20 protein-coding genes are annotated in these 19,919 nt (G+C 71.0%); 11 read left to right on the top strand and 9 right to left on the bottom strand.

Annotated features, from left to right (window positions below; translation table 11 throughout):
* Positions 1–79 precede the first annotated feature (79 nt).
* The 6 genes from ACFC06_RS23610 (at position 80) to ACFC06_RS23585 (ending at position 5,530) form a co-directional block, all read left to right on the top strand.
* Complete coding sequence (locus tag ACFC06_RS23610) at positions 80–916, top strand: SDR family NAD(P)-dependent oxidoreductase (protein WP_375935000.1); 837 nt, start codon at positions 80–82, stop codon at positions 914–916.
* A 26-nt stretch (positions 917–942) separates the two neighbouring features.
* Positions 943–1,866: a ferritin-like domain-containing protein gene (locus ACFC06_RS23605; RefSeq protein WP_375934998.1), complete on the top strand. Its 924-nt coding sequence runs from the start codon at positions 943–945 to the stop codon at positions 1,864–1,866.
* Positions 1,863–2,417, top strand: coding sequence for an NAD(P)/FAD-dependent oxidoreductase (locus ACFC06_RS23600; protein WP_375934995.1), 555 nt, complete (start codon positions 1,863–1,865; stop codon positions 2,415–2,417). The genes ACFC06_RS23605 and ACFC06_RS23600 overlap by 4 nt, the downstream gene beginning before the upstream one ends.
* Positions 2,414–3,916: a flavin-containing monooxygenase gene (locus ACFC06_RS23595; RefSeq protein WP_375934992.1), complete on the top strand. Its 1,503-nt coding sequence runs from the start codon at positions 2,414–2,416 to the stop codon at positions 3,914–3,916. The genes ACFC06_RS23600 and ACFC06_RS23595 overlap by 4 nt, the downstream gene beginning before the upstream one ends.
* A gap of 98 nt (positions 3,917–4,014) precedes the next feature.
* A complete protein-coding gene (locus ACFC06_RS23590) occupies positions 4,015–5,082 on the top strand; it encodes an amidohydrolase family protein (RefSeq protein WP_375934989.1) in 1,068 nt (355 codons plus the stop codon).
* A 40-nt stretch (positions 5,083–5,122) separates the two neighbouring features.
* Positions 5,123–5,530 (top strand): DUF3224 domain-containing protein, encoded by a 408-nt coding sequence (locus ACFC06_RS23585; protein WP_375934987.1) that lies wholly within the window; start codon positions 5,123–5,125, stop codon positions 5,528–5,530.
* Here ACFC06_RS23585 and ACFC06_RS23580 read toward each other — a convergent pair.
* Positions 5,527–6,276 (bottom strand): SWIM zinc finger family protein, encoded by a 750-nt coding sequence (locus ACFC06_RS23580; RefSeq protein WP_375934984.1) that lies wholly within the window; start codon positions 6,274–6,276, stop codon positions 5,527–5,529. The genes ACFC06_RS23585 and ACFC06_RS23580 overlap by 4 nt on opposite strands.
* The gene (locus tag ACFC06_RS23575; protein ID WP_375934981.1) at positions 6,276–9,116 is read right to left on the bottom strand and encodes a DEAD/DEAH box helicase; all 2,841 of its coding nucleotides are present in this window, start codon (positions 9,114–9,116) and stop codon (positions 6,276–6,278) included. Before ACFC06_RS23575 ends, ACFC06_RS23580 begins: the two co-directional genes overlap by 1 nt.
* Before the next feature lie 155 nt (positions 9,117–9,271).
* On the opposite strand from ACFC06_RS23575, the gene ACFC06_RS23570 reads away from it, so the two are divergent.
* Both ACFC06_RS23570 and ACFC06_RS23565 read left to right on the top strand, forming a co-directional pair.
* Positions 9,272–9,634, top strand: coding sequence for a hypothetical protein (locus ACFC06_RS23570; RefSeq protein ID WP_375934978.1), 363 nt, complete (start codon positions 9,272–9,274; stop codon positions 9,632–9,634).
* Positions 9,635–9,671: 37 nt separating this feature from the next.
* A complete protein-coding gene (locus tag ACFC06_RS23565) occupies positions 9,672–10,355 on the top strand; it encodes an HNH endonuclease family protein (protein WP_375934975.1) in 684 nt (227 codons plus the stop codon).
* Between the two features lie 33 nt (positions 10,356–10,388).
* Here the strand turns inward: ACFC06_RS23565 and ACFC06_RS23560 are convergent, their stop codons facing one another.
* Entirely contained in the window at positions 10,389–11,195 is an 807-nt protein-coding gene (locus ACFC06_RS23560) for a sulfurtransferase (RefSeq protein ID WP_375935730.1), read from the bottom strand.
* A gap of 237 nt (positions 11,196–11,432) precedes the next feature.
* On the opposite strand from ACFC06_RS23560, the gene ACFC06_RS23555 reads away from it, so the two are divergent.
* Positions 11,433–12,632, top strand: coding sequence for a benzoate/H(+) symporter BenE family transporter (locus ACFC06_RS23555; RefSeq protein WP_375934972.1), 1,200 nt, complete (start codon positions 11,433–11,435; stop codon positions 12,630–12,632).
* 196 nt (positions 12,633–12,828) lie between these two features.
* Here the strand turns inward: ACFC06_RS23555 and ACFC06_RS23550 are convergent, their stop codons facing one another.
* From ACFC06_RS23550 to pdhA, 4 genes are all read right to left on the bottom strand, one after another.
* On the bottom strand, positions 12,829–13,143 hold the full coding sequence (locus ACFC06_RS23550) for a hypothetical protein (protein ID WP_375934969.1): 315 nt from the start codon (positions 13,141–13,143) through the stop codon (positions 12,829–12,831).
* Positions 13,144–13,523: 380 nt separating this feature from the next.
* Positions 13,524–14,846: a dihydrolipoamide acetyltransferase family protein gene (locus tag ACFC06_RS23545; protein ID WP_375934966.1), complete on the bottom strand. Its 1,323-nt coding sequence runs from the start codon at positions 14,844–14,846 to the stop codon at positions 13,524–13,526.
* A 16-nt stretch (positions 14,847–14,862) separates the two neighbouring features.
* A complete protein-coding gene (locus ACFC06_RS23540) occupies positions 14,863–15,834 on the bottom strand; it encodes an alpha-ketoacid dehydrogenase subunit beta (protein WP_375934963.1) in 972 nt (323 codons plus the stop codon).
* Positions 15,831–16,913, bottom strand: coding sequence for a pyruvate dehydrogenase (acetyl-transferring) E1 component subunit alpha (gene pdhA / locus ACFC06_RS23535; RefSeq protein ID WP_375934960.1), 1,083 nt, complete (start codon positions 16,911–16,913; stop codon positions 15,831–15,833). Before pdhA ends, ACFC06_RS23540 begins: the two co-directional genes overlap by 4 nt.
* Before the next feature lie 171 nt (positions 16,914–17,084).
* Between pdhA and ACFC06_RS23530 the strand changes: the two genes are divergently transcribed.
* Both ACFC06_RS23530 and ACFC06_RS23525 read left to right on the top strand, forming a co-directional pair.
* Entirely contained in the window at positions 17,085–17,579 is a 495-nt protein-coding gene (locus tag ACFC06_RS23530) for an Lrp/AsnC family transcriptional regulator (protein WP_375934957.1), read from the top strand.
* A 46-nt stretch (positions 17,580–17,625) separates the two neighbouring features.
* Positions 17,626–18,432, top strand: a complete 807-nt coding sequence (locus ACFC06_RS23525) for an SDR family oxidoreductase (protein ID WP_375934954.1) — start codon at positions 17,626–17,628, stop codon at positions 18,430–18,432.
* Here ACFC06_RS23525 and ACFC06_RS23520 read toward each other — a convergent pair.
* Complete coding sequence (locus tag ACFC06_RS23520; RefSeq protein ID WP_375934951.1) at positions 18,429–18,854, bottom strand: acyl-CoA thioesterase; 426 nt, start codon at positions 18,852–18,854, stop codon at positions 18,429–18,431. The genes ACFC06_RS23525 and ACFC06_RS23520 overlap by 4 nt on opposite strands.
* Positions 18,855–18,878: 24 nt before the next feature.
* Positions 18,879–19,829: an AraC family transcriptional regulator gene (locus ACFC06_RS23515; protein ID WP_375934948.1), complete on the bottom strand. Its 951-nt coding sequence runs from the start codon at positions 19,827–19,829 to the stop codon at positions 18,879–18,881.
* Positions 19,830–19,919: the final 90 nt, after the last annotated feature.

The following is a 19,919-nucleotide window of genomic DNA, read 5'->3' as shown; positions in this document are numbered from 1 at the left end:
GCCTAATTGGTGTCAGGTGCGGCCAATGGTGGCAGACGCCACCAGTTGCGGACCGGCACCGGGCGAACCGGGAGTTGCCATGCGACTGTTTCCCTTCGGCGGTCCCCGCCGGACCACCCGCGCCGACGCCGTGGTCACCGGCGCGGGCAGCGGCATCGGCCGCGCCTTCGCGGTGGAACTGGGCAGGCGCGGCGGCCGGGTGCTCTGCTCCGACATCGACTCCGGACGCGCCGCCGACACCGCCGACCTGGTCGAGGCCGCGGGCGGCAAGGCCATCGGCGCCGGCTGCGATGTCACCGTGATCGGGGAGGTCAGCGGGCTGGCCGAGACCGCGCGCGACTGGTTCGGCGACGCGCCCACGGTGGTGATCAACAATGCCGGGATCGGCGCGGGCGGCCCGCCGGTCGGCGAGTTCACCCTCGACGACTGGCAGCGCACGCTCGGGGTGAACCTGTGGGGCGTCATCCACGGCTGTCACGTCTTCGCGCCGGTCCTGCGCGCGGCGGGGCGCGGCGCGCTGGTCAATGTGGCCTCGGCCGCCGCGTTCGGCGCCGCGCCACGGATGGCCGCCTACAACGTCAGCAAGGCGGGCGTGCTCGCGCTCTCGGAGACGATGGCCGCCGAGCTCGCCGGCACCGGCGTCGGGGTCACGGTGCTGTGCCCCACCGGCGTGAAAACCGGGATCATGCAGGCGGATTCGCCGATGGACGAGACCGCCGAGCGCCTCGGCGGGCTGCTGCTGCGCTGGACCGGCCGCTCACCCGACACCATCGCCCGCGCCACCCTCGACGCCGTCGATCGCGGCGAGCTCTACGTCGTCCCCCAGCTCGAGGCCAAGCTGCTCTGGCAGGCCAAACGCTGGATGCCCACCACCTACACCCGTTCGGCGGGCCTGCTGGAGCGGGTCGTGCGCTGATCCACCACCCCCGAGGAGGTCGAACAATGACGTTCGCATATCCGGACATGCTCGCCACCGTCCGCGCCCGGCAATGGGCACTGGCCGATATCGACTGGGACGCACCCGGTGCCGAGACCATCACCGACGAACAACGCCCCCGGCTGGCTGCCTTCATGTCCGATCTGGTGTGGATCGAGCACGTGGGCGCCCGCGGTTTCGCGGCGCTCGTTCGGCAGGCGCCACCCGGCGCGCTGCGCGAGATCTACCGGCACTTCCACGCCGAGGAACAGAAGCACGCCAATGCCGAGCTGGCGCTGATGCGGCGCTGGGGCATGCTCGATGGCGACGCGATGCCGGTGCCCAACAAGAACATCCGCCTGGTGATCAGCTGGCTGGACCGCTACGCCGAGAGCCTGAGCCTGCCGGTGCTCGGCACCGTCATCCCGTCGCTGGAGACCGCCCTGGACGGCGCGCTGGTCAAGTTCCTGCTCGACGAGGTCGACGATCCGGTGTGCCACCAGGTGTTCCGGCACATCAACAACGACGAATCCCGCCACCTGGCCGTCGGTTTCCAGGTGCTCGAACAGCTCGGCGCGGGGCCGCTGCGCAAGATCGCCATCGAGACAGCGGGTTTCGCGGTGCGCCCGTCGTTCGTGCTCGGCGCCCTGCTCTACGCGCCGCTGCTCTCGCGCATGTCGACCACGATCATCGCGCTCGGCCTCGACGAGGAGAAGCTGTGGCAGGCGGTGCGCCGCTACGAGAACGTGGGCGAACGCAGCCCCGATATCCGCAGGCTGCCGCTGTATCACGTGGTGAAGATGCACGGGAAGGCCACGATCCACCGGCGTCAGCCGTTCCAGCTGCTCGCCGATGTGTCCAATGCCTGCATCGACCGCTTCCCCGTCCGGATTCTCGGGCACCGGCCGTCCTGGTCGAAGGAACTCACCTACGAGCCGGTGGCGAAATGATTCCACCACACGCCGACACCTTCACCGGACGGCAACTGCACCGCACGGCGTTCCGGCCCCGGCACGAGTTCACCGGCGAGCGCGTCGCGATCATCGGTTCCGGCGCGGCGGCCGCCCGGCTGCTGCCGGGCATCGCCGCCGAGGCCGCTCGCGTGACGGTCTTCCAGACCGACGCGGTGTGGATCCTGCCCCGCACGCCGCTGCCCGACGCGCTGCTTCGGCGGCTGCCCCAACCACTGCTGCGCACCGCGGCGCGCGCGAATCTGCGTGTCCAGGTGAGTGATTCGTGGCTGCGCCACCGGCTGACCCCCGACGACGCCGCGGGCCTGGCCGTGCACAACAGCTACTACCGCACCCTGCGACACCCGCACTGCACGCTGGTCACCTGGCCGATCGCCCGGCTCGCGCCGCAGGGTGTGCGCACCGTCGACGGGATCGAGCACCGGGTGGACAGCGTCGTCTACGCCGACGACGCGGACCACGTCGTCCGCAGGCTGACCCGCGCGGGCCGCCTGCCCGCCTCGGCCATCCGGATGAAGGAGACTGCATGACCACCGGAATCGATCACGAGATCGTCATCGTCGGCGCCGGGTTCTCCGGTATCGGCGCGGCCATCGAGCTGCGCAAGGCCGGCTTCGAGGACTTCCTGATCGTCGACGAGGCCGACGGCGTCGGCGGGACCTGGCACTGGAACACCTATCCCGGTGTCGCCGTGGACATCCCGTCGTTCAGCTATCAGTTCTCCTTCGAGCAGCGCACCGACTGGTCGCGGGTGTACGCGCCGGGCCGCGAGCTCAAGGCCTACGCCGAATCGTGTGTGGACAAGTACGGGCTGCGCCCGCGCATCCGGTTCGGCACCACGGTGCTGTCGGCCGATTTCGACGAGGCGGGTGAGCGCTGGGTGCTGCGCACCGGTGACGGCACCGAACTGTCGGCGCGGTTCGTGATCAGCGCGACCGGGGTGCTCACCCGGCCCAAACTGCCCGAGATCGCGGGCATCGAGGACTTCGCGGGCATCACCATGCACACCTCCCGCTGGGACCACACCCAGGACCTGCGGGGTAAGCGGGTGGCGATCATCGGGACGGGCGCGTCGGCGGTGCAGGTCGTCCCGGAGATCGCCCCGCACGTCGAACGGCTGACCGTCTTCCAGCGCACCCCCATCTGGTGCCTGCCCCGCCCCGATCTGCCGCTGCCCACCGCCGCCCGCCTGGCACTGAAGGTCCCCGGCGGCCGCACGCTGACCCGCCTGCTCAGCCAGACCTATGTCGAGTTCACCTTCCCGCTGGCCGCGCACTACTACACCTCGCTGCCCACCGCGGCGATCGGCGAACGCGCGGGGCTGGCGCATCTGAAACGGCAGGTGAAGGACCCGGCGGTCCGGGCCGCGCTCACCCCGGACTACGCCCTGGGCTGCAAGCGCCCGAGTTTCTCCAACGACTACCTGGCCACCTTCAACCGGCCGAACGTCACCCTGGAGACCGACGCCATCGCCGAGGTCACCGCCACCGGCGTGCGCACCGCCGCGGGCGTCGAGCATCCGGCCGACGTGCTCATCCTGGCCACCGGGTTCAAGGTGATGGAGTCGGGCAATATGCCGACCTACGATCTGCACGGCGTCGGCGGGCGTGACCTGGAGAAATGGTGGGACGAGAACCGGCTGCAAGCCTACGAGGGCGTGAGCGTGCCGGGCTTTCCCAACTACTTCTCCATCATCGGGCCCTACGGCTACAACGGCGCCTCGTATTTCACGCTGATCGAGAACCAGACCCGCCATATCCTGCGGGTGCTGCGGCACGCGCGCGGGCTCGGCGCGGCGCGGGTGGAGGTCACCGGGGAGGCCAACGACCGGTTCTTCCGGGAGATGCTGGCCCGCCGGGGTGGGCAGGTGTTCTGGCAGGACAGTTGCGCGCTGGCCAACAGCTATTACTTCGACGCGCACGGTGACGTGCCGCTGCGCCCGTCCTCGACGGTGGAGTCGGCCTGGCGCAGCGGTCACTTCGACCTGCGCGACTACCGGTTCGGCACTCCCGCCGAGGTCGCCGGGTAGGGGCGCCGAATCCCCGGCGCGTGCGGCGAACAGGTCCCGGCCGGATCGGGCCGTGTGACAATGCGCCGGGGGCTTTCGGCGGCGATGGGACGCACAGCATGGATCTGACCGGGCTCGACATCATCGATGCGCACATCCACCAGTGGGATCCGCACGCGACCCCGCGCGAGTTCAGCGGTCTCGCGAAACTCATGCGCTACCTGCCGCTGCCGGTCGACCTGGCGGCCAAGCTGGCACCCCGTCGTGATCGCGAGTTCGTCGGCGACCCGACCGCCTATCTGGGGCCGTATCTGCCCGCGAACTACCGGGCCGACCTCGGCACCACGGCCGTCGCGGCGATCGCGCACGTCGAGGCCGAATGGGCGGGCTGGAAACCCGACGAGACCCGCTGGGTGGCCAGTCTGCCGTTCGGTGTCGACACCCCGGCGCTGGCGGCGGTGCTCGGCGCGGCCGACCCCGCCGCCGTCGATATCGGCGCGGTGCTCGACGCGCACCAGACCGCCTCGCCGCTGTTCCGCGGCATCCGCGCCATGGTCGCCCACCATCCCGATCCCGCCGTCAAGTCCTTCACCCCGGTCGACGGCGCCCTCACCGCACCGGCCTTCCTGCACGGTTTCGCCCAGCTGGAACAGCGCGGGCTCTCCTTCGAGGCCTGGGTCTATTCAGGGCAGCTACCCGAGGTCACCGCCCTGGCCGGACGCTTTCCCGAGGTACCGATCGTGCTCGACCACCTGGCCACCCCGGCGGGGGCGTTCGGCCCGGTCGGCAAACACACCGGTCACACCCCGGCCCAGCGGCGGGCCCTGCTGGACCGCTGGCGCGAGGACCTGACCGAGCTGGCCACGCGCCCGAATGTGGTGGCGAAGGTGAGCGGGCTGATGATGCCGGTGCTCGGTCACCCGGTACCGCCGCGCGGCACGGCGACCCCGGTCCCCGAGCTGGTCGAGCGGACCGGCCCGCTGCTGGCGCACGCGCTGGCGGTCTTCGGCGCCGACCGGCTGATCTGGGGCTCCAACTTCCCGGTGGACAAGCCCATCACCAGCTTCACCGGCGCGGTCGAGACGGTGGCCACCGGCCTCACTGCGGCCGGCGCCACCCCCGACGACCTGCGAAAAGTCTTCCGGGACAACGCCCTGCGCGTCTACCGGATCGACACGACCGCCTGAGTGGGCCGCGGTGTCGGTCCCCGGGTCTAGCATCGCCGCCATGAAGGCAACCGGCACATTCGAGATCACCGCGTTCGATCCCACCGACCTGCTACCGCGGCCACCCATCACCACCGGGCTGCCGGTCGGGGTCACCACCATGACCAAGGAGTACGCGGGCGAGATAGAGGGACAGTCGGCCACGCTGTTCACCGCCGCCTTCGATATCGCCAGCGGCGCGGGCACCTATGTCGCGATGGAGTCGTTCGAGGGCGCGCTCAACGGCAAGGCGGGCGCGTTCAACTTCGTGCACTCGGCTACCACCGGCGGCACCGATCGCACCGACGAGTTCTTCCACATCGTGCCCGCCAGCGGCACCGGCGAACTCTCCGGCATCACCGGCACCGGCGCCCTCTACGTCGACGAGCGCGGCGGCCACCACATCTGGTTCGAGTACGACCTGGGCTAGCTGTCGAATTCCTGGTAGAGCGAGCGCAATTCGCGCAGGCCGGTGGCCGCGATCTGCTCGTCCTCGGCGGTCATCCGCACGGCGCGGCGCAGCGGCACCGGGTCGAGGTCCTCGATCACGGCGTGGAATTCGATGCGGGGCAGCTCCGGCAGGGCCAGCGCGTCGCCGTAGGGGTCGCCGGAGTCGTCGGCGCGCGCGGCCTTGGCCACCCCGCCGATCAGGGTGTCGAGGTTCAGTCCGCGCAGGGTGAGGATCTCGCCGGGCTGCTCATCGAGGCGTTCGGCGAGCAGGTAGCAGACCGCCGCGACGTGCTTGCACGGCCAGCCCATGTCCGGGCAGCTACAGGAGAAGTCCAGCTCGGAAGCGGTGCTGGGCAGCAGGTGTGGGCCGAGCGCGGGCGGCAGGGCGCCGGAGGCGATCTCGGCGAGCATGCCCGGCGCCTCGCGGATCTCGGCCAGCAGCAGGTCGATCTCCTCCTCGCGCAGCGGCCGGATGCTCAGTACCGAGGTGAACGGGCTGGGCTGGCTGCCCTGCACCTCGGCGGTGACGGCACCGCGCTCGATGCGGTAGTTCACCACCTGGCCGACCCGGGCGTAGGTGCGCCCGCGCGAGAGCCTGCCCGCGTCGGCCACCTGCTCGACCGCGTCCAGCAGGGCCTTGCCCCACCAGGTCCGGCCGAAGCCGCCGCGCGAGCGCGCGCCACCGGTCACCGGCTTGCGCGGTCCGAACTGACTGAAGTCGGCCATCACTCCCCCACCGCCTCGGCACCCAGGGTGAACAGGTCGCGCAGTTCCTCGGTGCTCAGTTCGGTGATCCAGTTCTCCCCGGCACCCACCGCCAGCTCCGCCAATTGCCGTTTCCCGCTGATCATCTCGTCGATGCGTTCCTCGATGGTGTCGACACACACCAGCTTGCGCACCTGCACCGCGCGCTGCTGCCCGATCCGGTAGGCGCGGTCGGTGGCCTGGTTCTCCACCGCCGGATTCCACCAGCGATCCAGGTGGACGACGTGATTGGCGGCGGTGAGATTCAGCCCGGTGCCGCCCGCCTTGAGCGAGAGCAGCATCAGCGGTGGGCCGTCGGCGCGCAGGAAGGCGGTCACCATGTCGTCGCGGCGCTGTTTGCTCACGCCGCCGTGCAGGAACGGGATCGGGCTGCCGAAGCGTTCGATGAGATACGGCAGCACCAGGTCACCGAACTCGCGGAACTGGGTGAACAGCAGGGCTTTCTCGCCGTCGGCGAGCACGGCTTCCAGGATGTCCTCGACCAGGGCGAGTTTGCCGGAGCGGTGCGCACCGCGCCGCAGGATCGGCGAACCGTCGCCCAGGTAGTGGACCGGATGGTTGCAGACCTGCTTGAGCCTCGTCAGCGCGCCGAGCACCGCGCCCTTGCGCGCCATGCCCTTGGCGTCCTTCAGTTTCTCCAGCATGTCGTCGACCACCGCCTGATACAGCGCGGCCTGTTCGACGGTGAGGTTGGCCCGCACCGTCATCTCCAGTTTCTCGGGCAGATCGCTGATCACCGCCGGGTCGGTCTTGAGTCTGCGCAGCACGAACGGGTCGGTGATCAGGCGCAGCCGGTCGATGGCGTGCTGGTCACGTTCGCGTTCGATCGGCACCGCGAAACGGGCACGGAACGACTGCGGGCTGCCGAGCAGTTTCGGCATGGCGAAGTCGAACAGCGCGCGCAGCTCCTCGAGCCGGTTCTCGACCGGAGTTCCGGTGAGCGCCAGTCGATGCCGAGCCGGGACGGCTCTGGCGGCACGGGCCTGCCGGGTGACGGCGTTCTTGATGTGCTGGGCCTCGTCGAGCACGATGCGTTCCCAGCGCTGCTCGGCCAGCAGGGTGACATCGCGGGCCAGCAGCGCGTAGGTGGTGATCACCAGATCCGAATCATCCACCGCCGCCGCGAATTCCGCACCCTTGCGCCGGGCCGCGCCGTGATGAACCAGGACGCGCAGGTCCGGTGCGAAACGCTCCGCCTCGCGCTGCCAGTTGCCGACCACCGACATCGGGCACACCAGCAGGGTCGGGCCGATCTGTGGCCCGTTCCGGTCTGTCACGCCCGGCGCGGACCCGGCCTCGGTGTGGACCGTTTCGCGTTCGTGGACCAGCAGCGCCAAGACCTGCACGGTCTTGCCCAGGCCCATGTCGTCGGCCAGGATCGCGCCACAGTTCAGCCGGTTCATCGTGGCCAGCCAGCTCAGGCCGCGTTCCTGATACGGACGCAGCTGGGCCTTCAAGCCGACCGGCACCGGAACCGGCTCGGGTTCCCCCTCACGCGCGAACAGTTCGGCGGCCCAACCCACCGCGGTGACCTCGGTGACCGGCACATTGTCGACCCGTTCGGCGGCCAACTGCCCGATCATGTCGGCCAGGGTGATCGGCGAGTCGTCGGCGTGCAGGGCCACATACCGCGCGGCCGCGGCCAGCGCCCGGTGATCGGCCTGCACCCATTCCCCGCGCAACTGCACCAGATCGGACTTGCTGCGCACCAGCCGTTCCATCTCGGCGGGAGTCAGCACCAGATCGCCCAACGCCAATTCCCAACGGTAGGAAAGCAATCCGCTCAGGCCGACGGTCGATTCGGCAGCGGCCGGGCTGCTCACCCGCAGCCGCATGCTCGGTTCGGCGATATTCCAGGCGCGCGGCAACAACAGGCGGATGCCTGCCTCCTGGAGAGCGTGGGCGCCGTGCGCGACCAGGTCGGCGACGACCTCGGTGGGCAGCAGCAGGTCCAGGCCGCGCGGGTCGGTGGGCAGGTCGCGCAGGCGCGGGTAGGACTTGCGGGCCTGGGCCAGTTTCTCTGCGGCCGTGCGGACGAGGACGGGATCGTCGTCGAGGGCGACCGGCTGGGGCGCGTCGTCCACGGGGCGCAGGCAGACCTGCAATCGCCACAGGGCCACCGCCTCGTCATCGGTGCCGAACTGACCGTCGGGCTCGCACAGCCGCAGCACGAGTTCGGGTTCGTCGGCGGCGTAGCCCTCGCGCCACTGGGTGAGGGTCTCGGCCAGCCGGTAGGAGCCCGCGTCGAGGGGGGTGTCCTCGACCAGGGCGGTGAGCAGCGGGTGGGTGAGGGTGCGGTGGGTGACGTATTCGCGGGCGATCGGGTCGGTGAGCTCGGTGATCAGGTCGTCCAGCACGGCCGCGGGTGCCCCGGCCACACGCAGAGCCTGCGGCATGGCGGCCGACAGCTCGGCCAGCCAGGCGCGCTGCCGCTGCCCGCCCACCAGCCGCCAGCGGACCCACCACTGCCCGTCGGCGCGCTCGACCTGCGGCACCACCCGTCCGGCCCGCACCCAGCGTTCGATCCCCCGGGCGACATGGGCGAGAAAGCGCAGGTCACCGGCGATGTTCTCGCGCGGCAGCCGGCTGCGCAGCACGACGGCCGCCGTGGGTGGCGCGAGCGCGTGCGCGCGCACCTCGGCGGTGCCGGGCTGCCCCGCGGCATCCACGACGAGCACCTGCGCGCGATGCCGGAACCGGGCCCGGTCCAGGATGTCGCCCAGCACCGACCCGACCGCGACAGGTTCCCCGTCGTGCCACAGCAGCAGCCCCGAGCCGGGTGACCACAGTGCGTGCAGCATGAGCTCCATCCAAGCAGGCGGCACCGACACCACCGCCGCGGGCCGGGCCCCTGGATTTCTCACCGAGTCCGGAACATACTGGGATATCCCCTGGTCACGGGCCGGACAACCCACCGGCGCCGAACCAGCCCGACAGTACTGTGCGGAGGGCAGCGATGACGATTCTGCTCCAGGTACTCGAGCAGAGCTATACCCCGGCAACCCCGTGGGAGCGGCGCAAATTCACCTTCGTCGACGCCGGGAAGATCGTCGGCATGCGTTTGGACGGGCAGTCCGGCGTGTGGCTCGATCTGTCCCGTCCCGGCGAGTCCCAGCGGCTGGCGCACACCGCCGACCCGGGTGAGTCCATCACCTTCCTGCTCACCGTGTTCGCCAAGATCGCCGAATGCGAGGACCGCGGTGGGTCCTGGCTGATCGGCCACGACGGCACGCACCTCGCCTCGATCGCGGCGACCCGGTTCCCGCCGCGCGCCAGCGAGGTGGCCGCCGACGACATCCTGGCCCGCGCCTGGCTGTAGCCGAATCTGTCGGTACCACCGGCTACAACCTGCGGGTATGGCGAAACTGACGTGGTTGCTCGTGACGGTGCTCGCGACCGCGGGTTGCGCTGTGCTCACCGCCGATCCGGTGCGGCCCGCGCCGGGCAGTCCGACCCGGGCGGAGATCACCGCGCTGCTCGACCAGGTGCGCGTCATCCCCAGCCGTCCCCACCCCGGCGGGTACGAGCGCGGCTGCAAGGCCGGGCAGGGCTGTGTCTTCGGGCCCGCCTGGTCCGACGACACCGACGCGCCGGGCGGCCACGACGGCTGCGACACCCGCAACAATGTGCTGGCCGCGCAGTTGCGCGAGGTGGTGCGGCGCGGCCGCTGCGTGGTCGTCGAGGGCGTCCTCGCCGATCCCTACACCGGCACCGAGATCGTCTTTCGCAAGGCCGAGGGCGGCCGCATCCAGATCGACCACGTCTACCCGCTGGCCGCCGCCTGGGACATGGGCGCCGCCACCTGGCCCGCCGAACTCCGCCACCGCTTCGCCAACGACCTCACCGTCAACCTGCTGGCCACCGGCACCGCCGCCAACCAGGCCAAAGGCGACAGCACCCCGGGCAGTTGGCTCCCGCCCGCCGCCGCCAACCACTGCTTCTACGCCGCCAAGTACCTGACCGTCGCGGTGACCTACGCGCTGCCGATCACCCGCGCCGACCACACGGTTCTGTCCGATGTCGCCCGAACGTGTGCGTAACCGGCTGCACTCGCCCAGCGACGGTGCGGGGTGTTATCCGCCCGTGGCGACCGGGCGTTTGGGGTTGTTGGACCACTGGGACCACGAGCCCGGATAGAGGGCGGCCGGGATGTCGGCGAGGGCGAGGGCGGCGATCTGGTGGGCGGCGGTGACGCCGGAGCCGCAGTAGACGGCGACAGGGCCGGAGCCGAGGGCGGTGAAGCGGGCGCGGAGTTCTTCCGGGGTGCGGAAACGGCCGGTGGCGTCGAGGTTTTCGGCGGTGGGGGCGCTGACGGCACCGGGGATGTGACCGGCGCGGGGGTCGACGGGTTCGACCTCGCCGCGGTAGCGCTCGGGGGCCCTGGCGTCGAGGAGCAGGCCGGACCAGGTCGCGGCGGCGTCGGCGTCGATGACGGGCAGGCCACCGGGGCGCACGATGAGGTCGCCGGGTGCCGGGTCGGGTTCGGCGCCGGTGGCGAGCTCGCCGCCCGCGGCGGTCCAGGCGGGCAGGCCGCCGTCGAGGATGCGCACATCGGCCACGCCCGCCCAGCGCAGCAGCCACCAGGCGCGGGCCGCGGCCATGCCGCCGGTGGCGTCGTAGACGACCACCGCGTCGCCCTCGCCGAGTCCCCAGCTGCGGGCGCACTTCTCGAAGGTGCCCGGGTCGGGCAGGGGGTGCCTGCCGCGCGCCGGGGCGGGAGCGGCGGCCAGTTCGGTCTCCAGGTCGACGAACACCGCGCCGGGGATGTGCCCGTCCAGATAGTGCTGCGGGCCGTCCGGATCACCCAGCGCCCAGCGCACATCGAGCAGATGAATCCGCTTGTCCGCCAGCTCTTCCCGCAGCTGTTCCGCCGAAACCACCACCGCGCCCACGCCACTCCTCCTAGCCGGATCGAGCCCCCGTAGCGCCAGCCTACGCACCCCGTCCCGCTCACCGGAACCGAATCCGGCGGCCATCGATTCCGGCGCCGACGATCCGCCCTCGGGGAGCGATCACCGCCCCGCGCCGGGCAGGCGACCCGGCCGGGACCGGCGAACAGGCCAGTTTCTGGGCACTGGACTGCGACGGCGGCATGGCGGAGCGGCAGGATCTGGACAATGTCGCAGGTCTCCACCACCGAACCCGAGGTCGCCCCCGAGCGGGCGGGGGTCGCGCAACCCCTCGGGGCGGGAGCGATCACGGCGCTGGTGGGGTTCACCAGTTCGTTCGCGGTGGTGCTGAGCGGGTTGCGGGCGGTGGGGGCCAGTCCGGCGCAGGCGGCGTCGGGGCTGCTCGTGCTGTGCCTGACCCAGGGCATCGGCATTCTGCTGCTGAGTTTCCGGTACCGGATTCCGATCACGCTGGCCTGGTCGACGCCGGGCGCGGCGCTGCTGGCGAGTACCGGGCTGGTCGCGGGCGGATGGGCCGGTGCGGTCGGGGCCTTCGTGGTGACGGGTGTGCTGATCGTGATCACAGGTCTGTGGCAGCGGCTGGGCGCGCTGGTCGGCGCCATTCCGGTGCCGCTGGCGCAGGCCATGCTCGCGGGTGTGCTGGTGCCGCTGTGCCTGGCGCCGGTGCAGGCGCTGCGGACCTCGCCCGCGGTGGTGGTGCCGGTGATCGTGGTCTGGCTGGTGCTCCAGCGGTTCGCGCCGAAGTGGGCGGTGCTGGTCGCCTTCGCCACCGCGGCGATCGGCACCGGGATCGATATCGCCGTCAGCCACCGCCACCTCGATCTCGCGGCCATGGTCCCGACGGTGGAATGGACCGTCCCGCACTGGCAGTGGCAAGCGGTGATCGGTATCGCCGTGCCGCTCTACATCGTCACCATGGCCTCGCAGAACATCCCCGGCGTCGCCGTGATGCGCTCCTTCGACTTCCAGGTGCCGTGGCGCGCGTCCATGCTGGTCACCGGCATCGGCACCCTCGCGGGCGCCGCGGCGGGCGGCCACGCCATCAACCTCGCCGCCATCAGCGCCGCCCTCTCGGCCGCACCCAGCGCGAGCCCCGACCCGAAACGCCGCTGGATCGCCGCGGCCACCGCGGGCGCCACCTACCTCGTCCTCGGCCTGGCCTCCGCCGCCCTGGTCACCCTCATCGCCGCAGCCCCCGCAGGCACCCTCGAAACCGTCGCAGGCCTGGCCCTGCTCGCCACCCTCGCCACGGCCCTCTCCAGCGCCCTCACCGACCCCGCCGACCGCCTCCCCGCCCTGGTCACCTTCCTCGTCGCCGCCTCCGGCACCACCCTCTTCGGCATCGGCGGCGCCTTCTGGGCCCTCCTCGCCGGCCTGGCCCTCCGCCACTTCCTCCCTCGAGGCTGAGAACGGTCCGGTCACCGACGAGGAGGTCCAGGCACTGCGTGCGCGACTCCAGCAGGTTCGCGCGGCGCAATGTGGCCCGGGCACCGCGTGAGTGGCGCGACACCCGGGCCGACCACCGTCCTCACCTCCGACCCGGACTATCTCACCGTGCTCTGCGGGTCGCGGGTCGCGATCATCGAGATCTAGCGAAGAACGCTCAGTACTGCCGGTAGGGGCCGTGTGGGTAGGCGGGTGGGATGTGGGCGGCCTGGATCCAGCGGCCCGTCGACGGTGCCGCCGCCAAGCACAGGACCAGGACCGCGAATCCGGCTTGTGCCAGGCCGATACCGAGCGTGGCAGCAGAGCCGACCGGCGACGCGGCCACGGTGGCCAGTGACGCGAGGCCACCGAGGGTGGCGAGTGTCGACAGGATGATGACGATCACCCGTCCCGCCGTCTTCCGGCGGAACAGCAGGATCGCGCCGAGCAACCACAGCAGACACGCGATCCCGCCGAGTGCGAGACCGACCATGATCCCACCACTGAGGGACACCGACTCCCGCGCGAACGAACCGTCCGGTTGCAATACGAGTCGGCCCTTTTCAGAGCTGGTCAGCACGCTGTAGGAGATCAACGTTCCGATCCCCGCCGCCAACGAGATCAGCAGCGCGAGCGAGGCCGCGGCGATACCGGTTCCCCCACTGACCGGACGCGGACCGTATCCCGGCTGCGCATACCCGGGCGCGGGATACCCGCCATAGACCGGCGGCGCATACCCCTGTGGACCGACCGGCGGATAACCCTGACCCTGCTGCGGCCCATACGGATACCCCACAACACCCCCCTTGCTTCCGATGCCACCTGCCGAACGAAACGACCCGAACTATACGGCCGCGTGCCGACGACAACGACTCACACGCGACTGAGCAGGGTCAACGGGTCCTCGAGGAAACCGGCCGTGGTGGCCAGGAAGCGGGCGCCGAGTTCGCCGTCGATCATTCGGTGGTCGAAGCTCAGGCCCAGGGTGGTGACCCAGCGGACGGCCAGTTCGTCGCGGAAGACCCACGGGCGCTTGCGGATCGAGCCGAGGCAGAGGATGGCGGCTTCGCCGGGGTTGACCAGGGGGACGCCGGAGTCCACGCCGAAGACACCCACATTGGTGATGGTGAAGGTGCCGCCGCGCAGGTCGGCGGGGGTGGCGTTGCCGGAACGGGCGGTCTCGGCGGACCAGCTGATCTCGCGGCACAGTTCGCGCAGGCTCAGGGTCTGCGCTTCTTTGAGATTGGGGACCAGCAGGCCGCGCTCGGCGGCGACGGCGATACCGAGGTTCACGTAGTGCTTGGTGACGATCTCCTGGTTCGCCTCGTCCCAGGCGGCATTGATGGCCGGGTGTTCGGCGATGGCGGCGAGGGTGGCCTTGGCGACCAGGGCCAGCGGGGTGAGGGTGAGATCCTCGAAGGACTTGGTGGTGCGCAGGTGGTCGAGCAGTTCCATCGAGGCGGTGCAGTCGACGGTGACGAACGTGCTGGCCTGCGGGATGGTGCGGGAACTGGCCTGCATGGCGGCGGCGGTGCGTTTGCGCACGCCGGAGATGGGGGTGCGTTCCTCGCGCGCGGTCGGCTCGATCAGGCCGCCGTCGGTATCGGTGACGCGGGTGTGCGGGACGGGCGCGGCCTCCCCGTTGCGGGCGGGGGTGCGCGGCGTGGTGACCGGCACCGCCGAGCGCACGTCCTCCACGGTCACCGCGCCTTCGGGCCCCGAGCCCGCGACGTACCAGAGGTCGATGCCGAGTTCCTTGGCCAGCTTGCGGGCCGCGGGGGTCGCGGCGGCCCGGTGCGTGCTCGGCGTGCTGGCCGCCATCGCGGCGGGCGCGGCCTTCCTTCTGCGCGAAGTACTTTCGGCCTCCGGGCCGTAGCCGACGAGCACATCGTTGCGGGTGACGCTGTCGGCCGTCGGCGGCGGCGCCACCTCGAGATCGTTGCGCACGCGGATGAGCGGCGCGCCCACCGGCACCGTGTCGCCCGGCTGGGCCAGCAGCTCGACGACGATCCCGGAGAACGGCGAGGGTAGCGCCACCACGGCCTTCGCCGTCTCCACCTCGGCGATGGTCTGGTTCAGTTCCACCCGGTCGCCGACCGCGACCGCCCAGGACACCAGGTCCCCGTCCGCGAGGCCCTCGCCCAGATCGGGAAGGCGGAATTCGAGAACATGACCGTCGTCGGCTTGTTCCGGCACTAGGGCACCTTTCTGGTCACGCGAGACAACGATCGACGGCCGCCAGAATGCGGTCGGGGTCGGGCAGGTGGTGCTTTTCGAGCTTAGCCGGGGGGTAGGGGATGTCGTAGCCACCGACGCGCAGCACCGGCGCCTCCAGGTGATAGAAGCAGCGTTCGGTGATCCGCGCGGCGATCTCGGCCCCGAGCCCGGCGAACACCGGTGCCTCGTGCACCACGATCAGCCTGCCGGTCTTGTCCACCGAGCCGGCGATGGTGTCGACATCCAGCGGCGAGAGGCTGCGCAGATCGATCACCTCGAGCGAATGTCCTTCCTCGGCAGCGATCTCGGCCGCGGTGAGCGCGGTGGCGACGGTGCCGCCGTAGGCGACGATCGTGGCATCGGTGCCGGAAGCGCACACCCGGGCCCGGTGCAGCGGCAGGTCGGGTTCGCCGTCGAAATCGACCTCCGCCTTGTCCCAGTAGCGGCGCTTGGGCTCGAAGAAGACCACCGGGTCGTCGAGGGCGATGGCTTGGCGCAGCATCGAATACGCGTCGGCGGGCGTACTCGGCGAGACGACCCGCAGCCCGGCGGTGTGCGCGAAATACACCTCCGGCGATTCGGAATGATGTTCGACCGCGCCGATCCCGCCGCCGAAGGGGATGCGAATCGTCAACGGCGCCTTGACCTTGCCGCCGGTGCGGTAGTGGATCTTGGCGACCTGCGAGACGATCTGGTCGAAGGCCGGGTAGACGAACCCGTCGAACTGGATCTCCACCACCGGCCGGTAGCCGCGCAGCGCCATGCCGAAAGCCGTTCCGACGATGCCGGATTCGGCCAGCGGCGTGTCGATGACCCGGTTGTCGCCGAAGTCCTTCTGGAGCGTGTCGGTGACCCGGAAGACCCCGCCGAGCCTGCCGATGTCCTCGCCCAGCAGCACGACCTTGGCGTCGTCTTCCATCGAACGGCGCAGCCCGGTGTTGAGCGCCGCGGCGAAGGTGGTGATCATGACTGCGCTCCTTCGGCGAGATACTCCGAGAATCCCTGGGCCTCTTCGGCGATGAGCGGGTGCTCGGTGGCGTAGACGTGGTCGAACATGCTCGCCGGGTCCGGGTCCGGGAACTCCAGGGTCGCGGCGCGCACCCGGCGGGCGACGTCGTCGGCGGTGTCGGCCACCTGCCGGGCGAAGTCCGGATCGAGCAGGCCCTCGCGCTCGAGCAGCAGCCGCATCCGCTCGATGGGGTCGCGCTGGGCCCAGTACTCGGTGTCGGCGGCGGTGCGGTAGCGGGTGGGGTCGTCGGCGGTGGTGTGCGGGCCCATCCGGTAGGTCATGGCCTCGATGAAGGTGGGGCCGCCACCGCCACGGGCGCGGTCGATCGCCTGCCGGGTGACGGCCAGCACCGCAAGCACGTCGTTGCCGTCGACCTGCACCCCGGCCATGCCGTACCCGTCGGCGCGGCGCACCAGCGGCACATGACTCTGCACCGCCACCGGTTCGCTGATCGCCCACTGGTTGTTCTGGCAGAAGAAGACCACCGGCGCGGTCCAGGCCGACGCGAAACCGAGCGCCTCGGCGATATCGCCCTGGCTGGTCGCGCCGTCGCCGAAGTAGGCGATGGTGGCGATGTCGGCGCCGTCGAGGTGGGCGGCGTAGGCGTAGCCGGTGGCGTGCAGGCCCTGCGAGCCGACCACGATGTTGGCGTTGGTCATCCGCACCGACTCGGGGTCCCAGCAGTGGTGCGCGACGCCGCGCCACAGCGCGGTGAGCTGCTCGGGCGGGACGCCGCGGCAGTAGGCCACCGCGGTCTCGCGGTAGGAGGCGAACACGTAGTCGTCGGGGTGCAGCGCGTGCGCCGAGCCGACCTGGGCGGCTTCCTGGCCCAGCAGCGGCGGCCACAGGCCGAGCTGGCCCTGGCGTTGCAGCGCGGTCGCCTCGACGTCGATCCGGCGGGTCACCACCAGGTCTTCGTAGAGCTGCCGCAACTTCCCGGCATCCACGTCGGCGACCAGTGCGGCGTGCTCGCGGTCGAACACGCGACGGCCGTCGGGCTGCACCAGCTGGACCGGGTAGGTCTGTTTCTCCGACATCGAGATCGCCTCCTCTCCATCGCGCCTTGTGGGCCCGATGCGGGTACGACAATCGCTGAGTGCGATGTGTATCACTCAGCATCCACGATTACGCCGACTGCGCAAGCGATCGACACGGGAATGAGCAGAATGCATGGTCTGGACGGGTCGAGCACTGTCATACTGCGTTGTATGACCAGTCGCGAACCCGACGCCGTGACACTCGACGCCACCGACGCGCGGCTGCTGCGCGAGCTGATCGCCAACCCCCGCGCCACCGGGGTGGAACTCGCCGCCCGGCTGGGCCTGTCCCGCAACACCGTGCAGGCCCGGCTGGCCCGCTGGGACAGCGGAGGTGTGCTGGGCAGTTTCGAGCGGCGGGTGGACCCGCGAGCGCTCGGCTATCCGCTGTCCGCCTTCGTGGCGGTGGTCGTCGACCAGCACCGGCTCGACGCCGTGGTCGACGAACTCGCCGAGGTCCCCGAGGTCACCGAGGTGTGCGGGATGACCGGTTCCACCGACCTCACCGTGCGCGTGGTCGCCCGCGACGCCGACGATCTGTACCGCATCGCCGGCCAGATCCTGAAGATCCCCGGCGTCGAGCGCACGAACATGGCCCTGGTCATGCGCGAGCTGGTAGGCCCGCGCACTGGGCCGCTGCTGGACCGGCTGGCCGGTCGGTCCTGAGCCGGAATCCTTCCCCCGCCGCGACGGCCGCGGTTAGGGTGCGGGCATGGAGACAGAGGGCAAGGTCGCGATCGTCACGGGCGCGGGCGGGGGTATCGGCGCGGGGCTGGCGCGACGGCTGGTGGCCGGTGGCGCGCGGGTGGTGGTGGCGGATCTGGACGCCGACGCGGCGGCGAAGGTGGCCGCCGAGCTGGGCGCCCAGGCGATCGCGGTGGGCGGTGACGTGGCCGACCGGAAGGTCATCGCCGAACTGATCGCGGCGGCCGAACGCGAATTCGGCCCGGTGGACATGTATTTCGCGAACGCGGGCATCGGCGGCGGCCCCGGCCTCGACAGCACCGAAGCGCAGTGGTCGGCCGCGCTCGAGGTGAATGTGCTGGCGCACGTGCGCGCCGCCGAACTGCTCGTGCCCGGCTGGGTCGAGCGCGGCGGCGGCTACTTCGTCTCGACCGCCTCGGCGGCGGGTCTGCTCACCCAGATCGGGTCGGCGCCCTACTCGGTGACCAAGCACGCCGCGGTCGGCTTCGCCGAATGGCTCTCGGTGACCTACGGCGACCAGGGCGTGCGGGTGAGCTGCCTGTGCCCGATGGGCGTGGACACCCGCCTGCTCAGCGGCGACCTGATCCCGGAGGACCCCGAGGCCGCCGCGCTGGCGATCAAGGCGGTCAGGACCGCGGGCAAGGTGCTCTCGACCGAGGAGGTCGCCGAGACGGTGATCGAGGCGATGGCCGCCGAGCACTTCCTGATCCTGCCGCACCCGGAGGTGCTGCACATGTACCGCAACAAGGGCGCCGACTACGACCGCTGGCTCGCGGGCATGCGCCGGTTCCAGTCGATGCTGACCGGGTCCTAGCCGGTCACCAGTTCCGCGGCCGCGGTGCGGATCACCTCGGGGATCGGCACCGGCTTGCGGGTCTGGGTGTCGACGTAGACGTGCACGAACTCGCCGGTGGCGGCGAGTTCGTCGCCCGCCTCGGTGACGCGGAAGATCGCCAGGTCGTAGGTGATGCTGGAGTTGCCCAGCCGCGCGATCCGCAGGCCGACGCGCAGTTCGTCGGGGAAGCTGACCGAGCCGTGGAACCGGCACGAGGTCTGGGCGACGACGCCCAGCGCGGGCAGCGCGGTGATGTCCACGCCGGTGGCCCGCATCAGCCAGGCGTTCACCGCGGTGTCGAAGTAGGAGTAGTAGGTCACGTTGTTCACGTGACCGTACTGGTCGTTGTCGGCCCAGCGGGTCGGCATCGGCCACAGCACGGGGTAGGTCATGCCTGCCATCTTGGCAGCCCCGGCCCGGACCGCTCAGGCCGACGAGGACAGCGCGGCCGCGCTCCCCTGCCGGTGATCGCGCGGGCTCACCCCGAAATGCCGTTTGAAGGCGGTGCTCAGCGCGAAGGCGGTGCCGTAGCCGACCTGGTGGGCGATGGATTCCACCGTCGCGTCGGATTCGGCGAGCAGGTCGGCGGCCAGCGACAGCCGCCATTCGGTCAGGAAGGTCATCGGGGGTTCGCCGACCAGGTCGGTGAACCGGCGGGCCAGCGCGGCCCGGGACATGCCGACCGCCTCGGCCAGCGCGACCACCGTCCACGGGTGCGCCGGATTGTGTTGCAGCAGGCGCAGGGCCTTGCCGATGAGCGGGTCGCTGTAGGCGTGGTACCAGGCGGGGGCGTCGTCGCGGGCGAACCAGGCGCGCAGGGCCGCGATCAGCAGCAGGTCGAGCAGGCGGTCGAGGACGGCGCCCTGGGCGGGGCGGTCGCGGGTGGCCTCGTCGACGAGCAGGTCGAGCAGCCGGGTGTCGAGTTCGCCGCGCGGGAGGACCGCGACCCGGGGCAGAGCGCGCAGGAGGCGTCGGCTCACGGCACCCGCGTGCTCGTAGGTGCCGGTGACCATCAGCGTCTCGCCCTCGGGGTCGGTGCCCCACTGCCGGACACCGAGACTCAGTGTCTCGCACAGGATCTCACCTTCGGGGGTGGTGGTGACCTGGCCCGGCTGGATGATGATCTGCGGCTCGGTGGCGGGATCGTCGGCCACCGTATACGGCTGCGGGCCACGGAATATCGCGACATCACCGGCGACGAGCTGGCGCGGCGGCGCCGAATCCGTACTCACCCAGGCGTTTCCGCGAATCATCGCGAGCACCGTCAGCGGCGCCTCGTCCTGGATCCGCAGCGACCACGGCGGGTTGAGCAGCGAGCACATCAGGAACGCGCCGCGGGCCCGTGGACCTTCGAGCAATCCGGCTAGGGCATCCACCCGTCCCACCCTAGCCGCGGCGCCACCGTAGACGCCCGCGCATGGAGGTGAGCGCCACAGCGATGTCGCCCCGGCTCCGTGGCCGGTGTA

Origin of the sequence: Nocardia sp. NPDC056064 (assembly GCF_042266925.1) — a bacterium.
In the GTDB taxonomy this organism is placed as follows: Bacteria; Actinomycetota; Actinomycetes; order Mycobacteriales; family Mycobacteriaceae; genus Nocardia.
Note: the sequence above shows the minus strand (reverse complement) of the source record. Positions and strands in the feature narration are given on the sequence as shown.